At 43.9% G+C, this 14,288-nt stretch carries 10 protein-coding genes and 1 pseudogene; 1 reads left to right on the plus strand and 10 read right to left on the minus strand.

Features of this window, described 5'->3' with window-relative positions:
- Positions 1 to 231: 231 nt before the first annotated feature.
- Complete coding sequence (locus EYS00_RS14815) at positions 232 to 1,872, plus strand: GGDEF domain-containing protein (protein WP_130637967.1); 1,641 nt, start codon at positions 232 to 234, stop codon at positions 1,870 to 1,872.
- 16 nt (positions 1,873 to 1,888) lie between these two features.
- On the opposite strand, the gene EYS00_RS14820 is transcribed toward EYS00_RS14815, so the two are convergent.
- From EYS00_RS14820 to EYS00_RS14865, 10 genes and pseudogenes are all read right to left on the minus strand, one after another.
- Positions 1,889 to 2,653 carry an ABC transporter substrate-binding protein gene (locus EYS00_RS14820; protein ID WP_165399395.1) on the minus strand — a complete coding sequence of 255 codons (765 nt, stop codon included), beginning with the start codon at positions 2,651 to 2,653 and terminating at the stop codon, positions 1,889 to 1,891.
- Positions 2,654 to 2,751: 98 nt separating this feature from the next.
- A complete protein-coding gene (locus tag EYS00_RS14825) occupies positions 2,752 to 4,020 on the minus strand; it encodes a PAS domain-containing sensor histidine kinase (protein WP_130637971.1) in 1,269 nt (422 codons plus the stop codon).
- Positions 4,013 to 5,407 (minus strand): sigma-54 dependent transcriptional regulator, encoded by a 1,395-nt coding sequence (locus EYS00_RS14830; RefSeq protein ID WP_130637973.1) that lies wholly within the window; start codon positions 5,405 to 5,407, stop codon positions 4,013 to 4,015. The genes EYS00_RS14825 and EYS00_RS14830 overlap by 8 nt, the downstream gene beginning before the upstream one ends.
- Before the next feature lie 73 nt (positions 5,408 to 5,480).
- Positions 5,481 to 7,949, minus strand: a complete 2,469-nt coding sequence (locus EYS00_RS14835) for an FtsX-like permease family protein (RefSeq protein ID WP_130637975.1) — start codon at positions 7,947 to 7,949, stop codon at positions 5,481 to 5,483.
- The gene (locus EYS00_RS14840) at positions 7,946 to 8,662 is read right to left on the minus strand and encodes an ABC transporter ATP-binding protein (RefSeq protein WP_130637983.1); all 717 of its coding nucleotides are present in this window, start codon (positions 8,660 to 8,662) and stop codon (positions 7,946 to 7,948) included. Before EYS00_RS14840 ends, EYS00_RS14835 begins: the two co-directional genes overlap by 4 nt.
- Positions 8,663 to 8,665: 3 nt before the next feature.
- Complete coding sequence (locus tag EYS00_RS14845) at positions 8,666 to 9,913, minus strand: efflux RND transporter periplasmic adaptor subunit (protein ID WP_130637985.1); 1,248 nt, start codon at positions 9,911 to 9,913, stop codon at positions 8,666 to 8,668.
- A gap of 231 nt (positions 9,914 to 10,144) precedes the next feature.
- Positions 10,145 to 10,717 carry a hypothetical protein gene (locus tag EYS00_RS14850; protein WP_130637987.1) on the minus strand — a complete coding sequence of 191 codons (573 nt, stop codon included), beginning with the start codon at positions 10,715 to 10,717 and terminating at the stop codon, positions 10,145 to 10,147.
- 13 nt (positions 10,718 to 10,730) lie between these two features.
- Positions 10,731 to 11,915 (minus strand): S1C family serine protease, encoded by a 1,185-nt coding sequence (locus EYS00_RS14855; protein WP_130637989.1) that lies wholly within the window; start codon positions 11,913 to 11,915, stop codon positions 10,731 to 10,733.
- A gap of 196 nt (positions 11,916 to 12,111) precedes the next feature.
- Positions 12,112 to 13,137, minus strand: coding sequence for a methionine synthase (locus tag EYS00_RS14860; RefSeq protein ID WP_130637991.1), 1,026 nt, complete (start codon positions 13,135 to 13,137; stop codon positions 12,112 to 12,114).
- Between the two features lie 76 nt (positions 13,138 to 13,213).
- Positions 13,214 to 14,190 (minus strand): annotated as a pseudogene (locus EYS00_RS14865) (DUF1852 domain-containing protein).
- Positions 14,191 to 14,288 lie beyond the last annotated feature (98 nt).

A 14,288-nucleotide genomic window follows, 5' to 3' on the forward strand; every position in this document is an offset into this window, starting at 1 on the left:
CTTAAACGGAATATAGCGTTCTTTCGATAATTATAAGGTAGGTGGTTTAGTACGACTTGTCTATTAGACAAAGGTAAGATCTTAGATTATCGATAACACTTTGGTCTTGTAAAGAACACTAGCTAAGCACAACTTCAACATGTCTAACTGCATAACAGGTGTGTATTTTGTTGAATAGCAAATCACTTGAGTCTACGCTTGTTAAACAAGCACTAAATAGGTTCCTCCTCTGTGTACAGGTTGTTTGATACTTACATTCGTTCTGTTCGTATCCTGCTTTTTGTCATTTTCACTTGCAGTATCTCCTCGCCCCTAGCGTGGGGGCAGAGTAATGACGCAACGGTGCTGTTGCTCAATTCTTACCATCCCCAATATCCTTGGACCAAAGCGCTTACCGATGCGGTCAGTGAAACGCTTGACGGACGAGTAAAGTCTGAAAACCTTCATATCGACTACTTGGATGGTCGCTTTATGATTGACAACGCCACCTATCGTCAAACTTTAAAACAGAGGATAGAAGTCAAATACGCAAAAATTAACCCAGACGTCATTATTGCCAGTGATGACTACGCGGTAAATTTTCTTCTCGAAGAGGGAGATAGGATTTTTCCTGGGGTTCCTGTGGTTTATGTTGGCGTAAACTTTCTGTCTCCTGAATTAGCAAATAGAGACAACTACATCGGTATCATCGAAGGTGTGGATATAGAAGGGAACATTAACTTGATGTTAAACATGCTCCCCGACACCGAGTCATTAATTCTTCTTTGTGACAGCACAAACTTTGGACAACACATTACAAAGTTAGCTGAAGAAATCATCAACACCAATCGGACAACGCACGGCTGGGAACATGTAGATTTTGACGTATGGAATAACTTCACTTTACCTGTACTTTACGAGAGGCTAAGTGTACTTCCTGACAACACTGCAGTGTTGCTTTTGGCAATCCATAGCGACAAAGACGGGCGCTACTTCTCTTATACCGATGATCTCCCTGACCTGACCACCGCTTCAAACTCCCCAGTATATGGCATGTTTGGTGCTGTTATGTTGGGGCAAGGCATTGTGGGTGGCAACATAAATTCGCCAATGAATCAAGGTAAACACGTCGCGACGCTTGCTCTTAATTTGCTCTCTGGTGCAAGTATTTCTGACTTGCCTAAATCTACGATGGGCAGCTTTTCACCAAAGTTCGACTATAGAGCACTTAAACGCTTCAATATTAGCGCAAATCAACTCCCACAAGGCTCAACTATCGTTTTTGAACCTCATAGCAATGTGTTTAAGACCGAACAGCTCACTTACGCACTTGTAGCGATAGTGGTCATAACATCCCTCGGGTTGGTCTTTTACAACAATGTGAGAAGGCGTGTAGCCGAGGAAAAAGCCAACACAGATGCGTTAACTAAACTTCCAAACCGACGCGCCGCTGACGAGTGGTTATCAAAGCAATGGACGTTATCGACGGGGCACCAAAAAGGTTTTGCTATTGGAATACTTGATATTGATCATTTTAAACGAGTCAATGACGAGTACGGCCACGACATTGGTGATACGGTTTTAATACACATTTCAAAGCGTATTCAAAAAGTGCTAAGAAACAGTGATAGGCTTTACCGTTGGGGCGGAGAAGAGTTTGTCATCTATTTTGATTTTGTTGATCCAGATACATTAGACAAAGTAGGAAATCGACTTTTACATGCTATACGTCACACACCTATCGAACCAGCGGGAACAATAACAGCCAGCCTAGGCATCGCCATTTCTTCTGACTTTGAATCATTGGAGTCGCTCCTGATTAGAGCAGACACAGCATTGTATTACGTCAAACAAAACGGAAGGGACAACCTCTCGAGAGTATCAGCTTCTTGAACCGTACACATGACAACTAGTTGTCTAGATGTTGGCGCTTGTGCCACTCTCGTTCTATGCGCTCAAACTCTCCTCGTTCGGACAAGACTTTCATGGAGTCATGCAAAGAAGTGAGCGTTGCAGCGTCTGTTTTAAGGTTACATGCCAAATACATGTCAGGGTGTAACTCGTCCACATCTAATACTAACTTTAAATCACTCAAAGATTGAGACTGAGAAATACGATAAGGGAGGTGACCGGCGTTAATAATAACAAGGTCGATATGTCGCGTTGGTAACTCAAGTAATTCAGTAAGCGTGCGATAGGTTTCACTTACGTACAGGTTTTCATTCTCAACGAACCCCAAACTGAGTAAATGCTGATGGAAAAAGTCTTCCTTCATTACAGCAACAGTATATTGCTTAGCGTCTTCCAGACTAGACAGTTGGATGTCGCTGTCTGTCTTTGCATAAAGTGCTGTTGAAAGGTCAGTTATTTTCCCTACCCATGAAAAAAGTGGCTCGCGCTCAGGGGTTTTTATTGTCGAATATAAACAGGTATTTGGCGTTTTTAACGTGTACTGGTAAGCATCGCTCCATTGGTGATGTGAAAGATCATAATCCACCTTTGCGTGCTCAAACACTTTGTTGACTATTTGAGTCGCGAAACCACCAATGTCTTCCGACTGAACCAATTGGAAGGGAGGTAAATGCTCGGTCAAGACAGTGATACGCTGTGCACAAGCCTTTGCGCTGTATAATAGAGCTACCGCAATGCCCAAAAGCCCAATAATCCGAATCACTCTACAAACCTTCAAAAAGCCGACGAATTTTTATACTAATGAAAGTTGGCTCTCTAGTATAGTTAGCAATTCGTCTGAACTTTAATGTGAGCCTTACGCTAAACTGGCCAACTGAGCTCTACTTTCGCTCCTGAGCCAGTTTGGTTGGAAAGCTTAACTTTTCCGCCGTGCTTACTGATTACCGTCTCCACAAACGCTAGCCCGATACCTGCACCATTTGCCTTGGTGGTGAACAATGGTGTAATCGCATTTTGAATGTTAGAAAATCCAGAACCATTGTCGGAAACTGTGAGAAACTGATGATTGTCACTTTGGTAGTAGTTTATAGCAATATCTACTCCCCCGCCCTCGACTGACTCTATGGCGTTTTTTACAAGATTAATAAGCACTTGAGCCATCAATTCAGGGTCCCCATAACAATCATGATGACCTACGAAAGTGAGAGTGTCTTTTGGAGTTAACAATCCTTGTGCATGCTCTATAACTTCATTTAAATCAAAGCGAACTTTGTCGGGCTCGGGAACTTTCGCCACCTGAGAGAATCGCTCGACAAAATTGAGTAACCCTTCTGAGCGGGTTTTAATACGCGTTAATACCACTCGAAGTTGCTCTTCATTCCACTGTTCCATACTGAGCAGGGTTTCCGTCATTGAAGACATAGGCGTTAGGGTATTTCGCAACTCGTGACTCAGCACTCTCACTAGGTTTTTTTGTACGGCTTGCTCGCTTTGCTTCAATTCATTCGAAATATCGATAGCGGTAAACAAATGAACAGACTGATTGTGATAAGTCAGCGAGCTCGATTGGCATCGCCAGTTTGGGGTAAGCGAAGGATGTTGTAGCTGGTTGTCTTTCACTACAAACCCTAAATCTTTGGCTTGTATACCCTGTAAAAAGCTTACCTCAGCGATATCGTAAGCTGCACCATTTGCGTAGGTGAGCATAAAATTCTCATCAAAGACCGCAATCGCAAGTGGGAGGTCTTCAAATAGCTGCTCGAGCATTATCGACAGTAACTGATTAGTGGCAGTATTGCTTTGACTGTTATTTTGTAATTGCTCTATTTCTCGACTCAAATCGTCGAGTAATTGGGATTTGCCACGCTGTGCTAAACCAACGCCATATTCCCCCATATTCAAACTTTGGGTATAAACGGTTAATCGCATGATCGACGTCGACCAAAACAACCATACTCGCCAAGCCGCCCAAAACAGAGGATAACTGGCGACAAATAGCAAAGTACAGATGGCTAATGTTGACCAGTCCCACGCATGCGCGAGCATGGCAAGTAGTGTTAGAAACACCAAAACCACACCACTAAGTGCGGCCTTTATTTTGAGCTCCACCGAATAACTTACGTTATTCAATATCGAAATCCTCTTTCTCTAGACCATGCTTCTCCATGCGTCGATAGAGCGCATTTCGAGAAATCCCGAGAGCCGAAGCAGCTTTACTAATGTGGCCTTGATACTTTTTGAGTGCCTTAGTGATCATATCTAGCTCAACGTCGTCCAGAGGACGTAATGCATCACTGATTCCACCATCCTCTGGAACTAGAGCACTGGCTTTTTCAGGCAACATAATATGGGCAGGCAATATCTCTGTTTCGCGACACAAAATAACCGCGCGCTCTATCACATGACTGAGTTCTCGAACATTACCTGGCCATGCATATCCTTGGAACAAGGCTACCACTTCATCACTGATGGTAATTTTTGGCTTGGCGTACTTAGTCGCAAACTTATCGACGAAATTTTTGCTAAGCGGAATGATGTCGTCTAAACGCTCTCGTAGCGGCGGCAATACCAAGACAAAGGTGTTTAATCTGAAGAGTAAATCCTGCCTAAACTCTCCCGTAGCCACCATGTTCTCAATATCCGCATTGGTCGCGCTTATCACTCTCACGTCAGCATTATACGTTGTGCTAGCGCCAACGGGTTCAAACTCTCCAATCTCGAGTACGCGTAATAATTTTGGTTGAACCCGAGCAGGTAACGTACCAATCTCATCAAAAAACAAAGTGCCATACTGCGCAAGCTCGAATCGCCCTTTGCGGTTATCTCTCGCGTCCGTAAATGCCCCTTTTACGTGACCAAAAAGCTCGCTTTCAAATAGATTATCGGGAACAGCTCCCATATTTACTGAAACAAACGGCGACTCTCTGCGTTCAGAGAACTTGTGAATACGCTGAGCGAGTAATGACTTACCCGTACCGTTTTCCCCCAGTATCAAGACACTGGCTTGTGTATCGGCCACCTGCTCGACCATTGATTCCAAAGCTTGCATTGACGCAGATTCGGCAACCCAATCGCTACCTGGAGATTGACGCAACTCAGATGGTTCTGGTTTTCTCTGTGATTTGGAGACAGATACAGGGCGATGAATATAGTTGTCGACCAATTGAAGCAATTTTTGGTTGTTCCAAGGTTTTTCAATAAAATCAGCGGCACCTGCCTGGATACCCTTTACTGCCAACTCAATATTGCCCCACGCGGTCATCAACACAGTAGGCAAACCTTGTTGATTAAGCTGATGTAGAATGTCTAATCCTTCGAGACCACTTGTCGTGTCCCGACTAAAGTTCATGTCGAGTAACACTAAACCCGGTCTGTGCTGGGCAGTAATTCGAGCCAACTCAACTTGACCGTCAGCTTCGAGTACTTGGTAACCTTGATTGGAAAGCAGCATGGATAGGGCTAAACGAATGTCCTCATCGTCATCCACCACGACTACTAATCCCTTTGATTGTTGCATATCCTTCCTTTAAAAACGGCCTCACTTATAGGTAAGTGAGGCCTGACATAGTGTGAAAAAATCTGCGCTATGTCTAGAGTTCTCTGAGTACGCGCATAGGGTCTTTTCTGATAACCACCCAACCCGGCAACGCTATCGATACCAACATGACTATTGCTAGTACAAGGTTTATAACAAACGTAACGAGCCAATCAAATGCAGGCGCACTTTCAAAAAAGCCCACAAAATATTCGTATGCACCAACGGCTGCAATAACGCCAAAACCCAGCCCTACCAACAACATCCACATCGAATCGTTTACTAATAACCTTAAAAGACGACTTCGTTTCGCTCCGGTAGCCATTCTCACCGCCAGTTCATAGCGCTTTTGGCTCGCTGTCATCTGACTAAGCCCAGACACGCCAATGGCAGCGAGTACAAGTGTGAGTATGGCAAGACCTGTCACTACGTACATATTCAACCGTGTTGCTTCTGTTACCGTATCCCAACGTTCAATCATTGATTCCACCTGCAGTTCAGTAAGACGGGAGTCCATTCCATTGAGAAGCCCTTCAACCGTGTCTAACTCCAGCGTTTCACCTTCAGGCATAATAACTACTGCAGATAGTTCATCAAAATTAATCCGTGTTGGTGATGGGAAGTAAATTTCTGGCGCATCTACATTTAATGCGCCGGTAGGCATGGGGTAAGTGTCCTCGACAATACCTACTACCTTGAATATATCATCCGGCTCATCTCCCATTTTGAGCTCTTGGCCCACCATTGACTCCCATCCACCTTCACCCGCACGATCAACAGCAAAGGACTTGGCAATCAATATGGCAGGTGTATCGACGTCTTGTGCTGTAAGGTCGCGACCAGCTAATAAGGTAATATCAAACCTAGAGAACATGTTCTCTGCCCACATCATGGGACGAATCATAACTGTATTACCGGTATCCGGATCAGGATAGGCACTCATAGAAACATTGCTGGTGAGTGGCAACGTATTGATATCATAAATTTCGGCATTCAAGCTCGATAATCGTTGAACGAAATCACTTCTTAGTTGTTGCCATTCACTACCTCGGTATTGCTCATAACCCTCTAAAGACGCCTGCCATACTTCATCACTCACCTCCATGCTCACTTCATAGGCATTTGGCATGTTGTAACCCAAATCAGTGTAGGTATTGTTGTAGCTGTCTTTTACAGAAACAGAAGCGCCGGTAAGTAGAACGCACGCGAGTGTCAGTTGAACAATCATCAAGACTTTGCTGATCGTTGGTTTTTGCTGCGCAGGTGTGCCCTTACCACTTGAATTTAGGCTATCGGTCAGCGACGATTTATCAACATAGACCAATGCAATTGCAGCAAAAACTACATTGATGAGCGTAATGGCCACGAGGGCAATTAACACACTGGTAGCATCCACTGAAATTTGATCGAGTAGAGGCAAATTATCACCTGCAATGGTTGGCAATACTTTAATAAGCCAGCCTGCCGTCAGCAAACCTAGTACTGTCGCCATCAAAAACATCGGCAAGTTTTCAGTAAAAACAAGACTGCGAAGTTTAGCGATTGAAGATCCCATGCAAATTTGAATCGCAAACTCTTTACCGCGGCTTTGATAGTGAGCAATAAACATGTTAAGCAAGTTAAGGCAGGCCATAATCAAAAGACTCAACATGGCGAACAACAAAACAAAAACTAACTGCTGACTGTCACCAATAAACGCATCGCGATAACCTATCACTTGACCAGACACAGGCTTACTGAGTAAAAACTCTCTTGCGCGGTCAATAGTAATATCAGTGTTAACATAATCGACGAACCACTGTTCGAGATCCGAAGCCGTAGGTAGTCTATTAGTAGGCCCGCGAACGAAGGTAATGGGGCCCAGATTCAAGACAATAGCATCAGGCTCTGCAAGTGTTTGTTCCAAAGGTTCAAACTGCCAAACTTGTTCAAGCAACTGACCGCTCAAACTCACCTGGTTCATACTCGTAAGATCGTCAAATACACCAAAAATTGGATAATCAGCGCCCTCCAGCCGAATGGTCTGTTGGGACATATCAGTGATTTCACCGTATGCAGATTGCCACAGACTTTTGGATATCCAAACACCTTCCTCAGCATTATCAATATTGCTTCCCTGCCCCGTAATCAGTGTCAAACCCAGTACTTCTGGCGAACCTGATGCAGCGCTAAAGTATGTCACGGTCACATCGGTGTTGTTAATGGTTGCAATACCACCGCCAGGTGAAATATATCCCCATGATAATGCATCACCGAAGCGTGCTTTGGCAGACGCAACTCTTCGCGGATCACTGAAGAATGGGACAGTAAGACCTTCATTGAAAGCCATCTGCAAATCTACTTGGTACAGATTTTCTTCATTGATATCCGGTAATGGTTTAAACAACAAGGTGTTTGCTATAGCGACAACAGTGAGTACGGCTGCCAAGGTTAAACCAAGAGTAACAATGAGTGGGAGGCTAAGTCGCGGCAGGGTAAATATGCGAGATATCCCTTGTTTAAAGGCGCTAATATGTAATCTCATGCTACATCCTTAGCATCGTTAGTACGCAGTTGTTTTTCACCAACGATTTTGCCGTCTAGTAACTGAATTTGACGATCTGCTAATCCACTATAGCGACTGTCATGGGTGACCATCACTATAGTTGCACCTTGTTTGTTAAGCTCAATCAGTAGCTTCATCACTGCATCGCCATTTTTGGTATCTAGGTTACCCGTTGGCTCGTCTACTAAAATAAGATCAGGATTGCCGACAAGTGCGCGAGCAATGGCAACGCGCTGCTGCTGACCACCAGAAATCTGATTTGGCTTATAATTGATGCGATGTTGCATACCTACTTTCTCAAGGGCATCTACAACGGCAGTTTTAATAACCTCTGCATTTTCCCCTCGGTGCTCGAGAGGCAAGGCGACATTTTCGTAAACCGTCATGCTATCGATAAGGTTAAATGACTGGAACACGTAGCCAATATGTTGGTTTCTAACCTGCGTGCGCTGATCGACTTTTAGTCCAGCGGTGTCAATGTCACTAATTTTGTAGGTTCCCTCGCTCGCTTGGTCGAGTAAACCCATTATGGTAAGAAGTGTCGATTTGCCGCAACCTGATGGACCAGTGATGGCGACAAACTCTCCTTTGAAAATATCAAGTGAAACTCCCTGTAACGCGTGAGTTTCAATCTCAGATCCAACATACGTTTTTTGGATATTCTGCATACTGACTACCATGTTATTACTCATCACTTACCCCTGTTGTTCTATGTTAATTGTGTTGTGTGCAGTCCACTCGTCGTGCATCTGCGATATAAATTGGTCACCTTTTTGAAGCCCTGACTGAATGAGAAGCTTACCTTTAGTCAGATCACCGAGTTGAATCTGTTGTTTGGCTGCTTGATTACTACCGTCAGTAACGACGAAACGCTCTAGTTGTGAGAGAGGGCGTAAGCCTGCGGATTGGTTGACATAAAGTGCGTCATTTTGGGTGCGAATAAATATTTGCCCAGTAACCGGAGCCAGTGGTCTCGCATCTGAGGGGAGCTCGCTAGTAAGTCTAATTTCTGCAAGCACTACCCCATTGTTTACCACCGATTCAATCCGATTGACTTCACCGGCAATTTGACCTTTGCGGGTCGTTAACTCAACAGAGGCGCCTATAGCAATTTGGTCAGCTTGGTGTTGAGGGATCCGCAGTCTTGCAAGGAGGGTATCAACCGAACCAACACGCCCCAGTGCGGCGCCTTGGGGCAAGGTTTCGCCAATTTCTACGTCTAGGCTTTGCAGCGTACCGAAAATACCAGCTTTTACTTCCATGTCTTCTAGTTGCTGATTAAGTAGTGCAACTTGTTGATCTTGCTGTTCAAGCTCAATTTGTCGTTGTTTAAATTGAAAGGCTTGAACCTTGAGAAAGTGCTGATATTTTTGTTGTTCGAATTCGAGCTTTTTAGCTTCCTGCTTCACTGACAATTCTGCTCGCATGATATCCAGTCTTGCAGAAACGCCGCGTTCAGCGAGTTGTTTATTGACACTCAAGTCGAGTTGCGCGCGCTCGAGCGCTGCTTCTATCTCAGCAATACGACTCTGATAATCAAGACGCTCGTTCTCTTGCTCTAGTTCAAACGACTCCAACTGGGCTTTTTGCGCGTTGTAATTACCCAATGCAGAAAGATACAACTGATTAAGCTCTGGATTAGCCAAAGACAATATCACCGTATCTGGTTCAACTTGGGCACCAGGTCGCAAATAGATCGCTGATACTTTCCCCGACGCTTGTGAGGTTAGTAGACGCTCTTGTGCCGAGAATAGCTCACCAAAAGCCTGACTATATAAGTCAACACTGCCTTGCTCTACCTTTAATAAGGTAACATCATCGGCATTGACCGAAACGTCATTGCTCGCTGTGAGAGAGAGTGAGATAACCATAGCCACAACAACAAAGCCAGCGAGGGCGTACCATGGTTTATTCGATGTTTTCTGGGTTAATTTAATTTCCACAACAATGCATCCTTTTTCAGTTGAAAGGGACTATGAAAAAGGCATGCCAAAAAATTAATCTATAAAAATCAAAAACATATTACAGAAGGTTTAGTGGTGTTCGTTTTCGACTGTTCGATATCGAACACTATCGTTCGCTAGTGAGCTATAGCAAGCAACGAAGAAATGGGTAGGGCAAGAAGTGCAGGCTGGGTGCTTATTGCCAGCCTGCTTGAAAAAAGAACTTTGCGACTACTCGCTGAAATACTCCCAATATTCTGAGAATACCTCTTGAGACACTTCCGACGCCTTAAGTTCGGTGAAAAACTGCGGAATCGTATCCATTAGGAATTGCTCTTCTGTTGGCGACGTTTCGTAGTCTTTGTATGCCGCTGTCCAAAAGTTATCCACGTCAGTTGAGTCCATGACATATTCAAAGGTCTCAATGGATTTACCTTGAACAAAGACATCGTAACGTACTTTAAACTCAGTATTGGAAACCACAGGAATAATGCCTAACGTACTGGCAGATAACATCAATGATGAAAACTGAGTTCCATCTTGCTTAGTTCTATGTCCTTTTAAAACTCGCACTCCAATGGGAAGACCCACTGCATCCTCATCTAGCGCCATAAACGCTTGATACTTCTCCATCATTGACTTTATTTCTTCGTCTTCAATGTTAGTAACAAAGAACACGGGAGGATATGCTTGACCTTCATGCTCATAGCTTACAATTGGGCTTACATTATCTTGAGCAAAGGCACTGAATACAAATCCGCTAAACAACAGTGACGATAAGGCGCCGTTCATATATTTTTTCATTTATCTCACCCTGTTATAAATAGCAAAGGACTTGGTTAGTATATTCAACAGCGGATTTGGACGCAGATTCAAAGTCAGGTGCGTCCTCTTGAGCACTGTAGCTAAAACCACCGTTATCTAAGAACTTAGTAAGCAACACATTATCAATAGCAAAGTTCACATTCTGTGACGTAGTGCCAGACTCTGACAACATCATCGCTTGATTTAAGGTTCCAGATACCACGCCCAATAGCTGACCTTTAAAGCCAACCACTGCACCACCACTGTTACCTGGTTGAATAGGTGCTGAAAACTGGAAGCTTCCCTTCGCCCCTTTCAATCCACCTTGAGAAGTCACGTTGCCCAGGGTCATAGATGGGTAGTCAGACAGAAGGTTAGATAGAGGGAAACCAGTTGCAAATAACTGTTTACCCAAACTTGCTTCCACTGATTTATTGATGGAAACACTCTGAGGATTAGCGTAGTCAGTCGTAAGTACCGCTAGGTCGAGAAGGTCACTGGACTTCGCGATATCAGCAGTAAATGTTTGCCCTTTATGCTTCACTTCGATAAAAATACATTCACTAACAACATGAGCCGCGGTAACTATGGTGCCTTCGCCATCGATATAAAATCCAGTGCCTGATGCCTCTGGGCTAATGTCCTCAAAAAAGTCCTTTACCGAAAAGGCTATTGCTTGGTCTGATTCAGGTACGACTAAGTTACTGCTACTGCGATTCAAGAAGTGGATTAAGTTCTCTTTGATGCTTTTTGCAAAAGCGTTATAAACCGCATTGATATCGTAAAATCCGCCGGTTCCACTCGCTTTACTCTCTACTTCTCTACTAAAGATGGTTTCGCCTTTGCGGTTTTTGATGGTGATTTTGAGGTCAGACTCGTAGCCTCCCCACATGAAATCCCAGTCGCTTACTGCACCTAGTTGAATCAAATAATCAAAATCACTCTTGGAATTTAATGGCTCACTGGTAGCAAAGAGATCCTTAGTCACAAGATCAGTAGCTTCTTCCAATGTTCCATAAAAGTTTATCTTGCTATCCGGCTTACTCTTATCAACGTAGTAGGCAACGGACACATCGATAGGTAACTGAATACCCGCATTTAATTTCGTATTTGTTTTTATGTCACCAGCGTTTTGCACTGGCGTGGCTTCACACCCGAGTAAAACTAGTGCTGCTAACACAATGGCAATCTGTTTCATGTAGTTCACTATCCGTTCGACAATTCATTATTGGTGTAGGGAAATAGTATGATGGGAAAAGTAGGTTTTGAGTCCTGATTCCTTTCAGCCTATTAACTCGTCGATTATGCGCTAGTTGTAAAGGCAAAGTAAAGGGAGCGAAATCAGTAGAAAACGAGATAGGTCAATGATAAACATCAACCTATCGAGGGATGTACTAGCTCAGCTCTCGTCGAACAATGTCTGCGCCAGCACTGAGCGCCTTGAGTTTACCGTTGGCTACCCATTGAGGTAATGGCGTCATACCACAGTTAGTACATGGGTAGAGTTTATCAGCATCAACAAATTGCAGCGCCTTTCGCAGTGTACTCGCGACATCTTGAGGCGTTTCAATGGTTTTCGTTGCAACGTCAATGGCTCCTACCATCACCTTCTTACCCCTGATAAGCTCAATCAGATCCATCGGCACATGAGAGCTTTGACATTCTAAAGAGACAATATCAATGTTTGACTGCCGGATTGTTGGAAAAATTTCTTCGTATTGCCGCCACTCTGAACCAAGTGTTTTCTTCCAGTCAGTATTGGCTTTTATGCCGTACCCGTAGCAGATATGCACCGCAGTTTCACAACTCAGGCCCTCTATTGCACGTTCTAATGCTGCGACACCCCATTCATTGACTTCATCGAAAAATACGTTAAATGCTGGCTCATCAAACTGGATAATATCAACGCCAGCGGCTTCCAGCTCCCTCGCTTCCTGATTCAGAATCTTAGCAAATTCCCATGCGAGCTTTTCTCGGCTTTTATAGCGAGCATCATAAAGCGTATCGATCATCGTCATTGGTCCGGGCAGTGCCCACTTGATCGGCTGCTTGGTTTGACTTCGCAGAAATGCGGCATCATCGACAAATACTGACTGCTTGCGCACAACGTCTCCAACAACTACCGGTACGCTCGCGTCGTAACGGTTCCGAATTTTTACGGTTTTTCTATTCTTAAAATCCACCCCTTCCAAGTGTTCTATAAATGTGGTCACAAAATGTTGTCGTGTTTGCTCCCCGTCACTCACTATATCTATGCCGGCTGTTAGTTGGTCATGAAGAGACAGTTTGAGTGCATCTTTTTTACCTGCAATTAATTCGTCGCCTTCGAGCTTCCAGGGAGACCACAAGGTTTCTGGCTGCGCTAGCCATGACGGTTTAGGCAAACTGCCAGCAGTAGAGGTAGGTAATAGTTTTGTCATTGTAAGTACTAATGCTTTTTAGATAGAGAAACAGGACGGGTCACTCCAATTAGGAGCACACCCCATTATCTTTGATTTATAACGAGACTTGATTGGACCATTCCGCAAGTAATGCCTTGTGAGGTGTTATAAAGTGCTGGTCCACATAACGCCCCTGCTCTATCGCCAGACTACTTCGTTCATCTCTGTCATATCTCACTTGAGTGATTGAATGATCTTTGTGCTCGAGTCGGGGGCGATAACAACGACCAGCAGCAGTATTAGCGTTATAGATCTCTGGTCGATATATCTTTTGAAACGTCTCCATAGTTGCAATTGTGCTCACGAGTTCCAAATTGGTGTAGTCATTCAGCAAATCACCAAAAAATAAAATGCAAAAGGAGCAACACTATGGGAAGGCATAAAGTATCTCACCTGAAGTCCCATTTTTTTGAAGTAACGTTCAGTCAGTGACGATTCATTGGGCACATATTCCACACCGAGTACGGGGTGTTGGTTCTCTGTTCTGCGATAGGTTTTGTTGTCAGATACACTCAAACAGATAACAGGCAGTTTGGTGAAATTGCTTTTGTAGCTATCAGAATTTACGAAATGCTTGAATATGTTTCCGTGCAGATCCCCAAAATTTGGCGGCACACTGAAAGAAGTCTGTCCAGCATTGTGCTCTTGTAAAACCACACTGAAATCATAATCTCTTACGTATGACGAAAAGTTGTTTCCGACAATCCCATCACTGCGTTTACCTGTGGAACGATCAACAATAACTGTCTTCAATATTTCGATGGCAGGGAATGTCTCTCCGTTTCCTTTCACATCAATATCAACCGAAACTATCTCTAGTTCCACACCATATCGATCCCCCTCTGGGTTATCCCAATACGCGAGTGCATTGAAGCGGTTGTCAATCATACGTAATGCGGCACGTAAATTGTTTCGGCGATGTTCACCACGGGCTAAATTTGCAAAATTCGTCGTAATACGTGTATTAACCGCAGGGCAATAATTTTCATCGAATCGAGTTACTTTGAGTTTATAGGTAAATTCTTTATTCATAGCGGTAGTGAAGTTTGATGACCTACACGCATCATAGCCAGCTTAATTGAACAAAAATAATGATATTTCTTCAGTAATTCATGAGTTATATTCATAGG

Source organism: Alteromonas sp. KUL49 (assembly GCF_006538345.1).
Lineage (GTDB): Bacteria > Pseudomonadota > Gammaproteobacteria > Enterobacterales > Alteromonadaceae > Alteromonas.

What these genes read in the sequence shown, in the direction of transcription:
- EYS00_RS14830 (WP_130637973.1), bottom strand. Translation starts at nt 5,407, where the DNA reads ATGCAACAATCAAAGGGATTAGTAGTCGTGGTGGATGACGATGAGGAC.
- EYS00_RS14835 (WP_130637975.1), bottom strand. Translation starts at nt 7,949, where the DNA reads ATGAGATTACATATTAGCGCCTTTAAACAAGGGATATCTCGCATATTT.
- EYS00_RS14840 (WP_130637983.1), bottom strand. Translation starts at nt 8,662, where the DNA reads ATGAGTAATAACATGGTAGTCAGTATGCAGAATATCCAAAAAACGTAT.
- EYS00_RS14850 (WP_130637987.1), bottom strand. Translation starts at nt 10,717, where the DNA reads ATGAAAAAATATATGAACGGCGCCTTATCGTCACTGTTGTTTAGCGGA.
- EYS00_RS14855 (WP_130637989.1), bottom strand. Translation starts at nt 11,915, where the DNA reads ATGAAACAGATTGCCATTGTGTTAGCAGCACTAGTTTTACTCGGGTGT.
- EYS00_RS14860 (WP_130637991.1), bottom strand. Translation starts at nt 13,137, where the DNA reads ATGACAAAACTATTACCTACCTCTACTGCTGGCAGTTTGCCTAAACCG.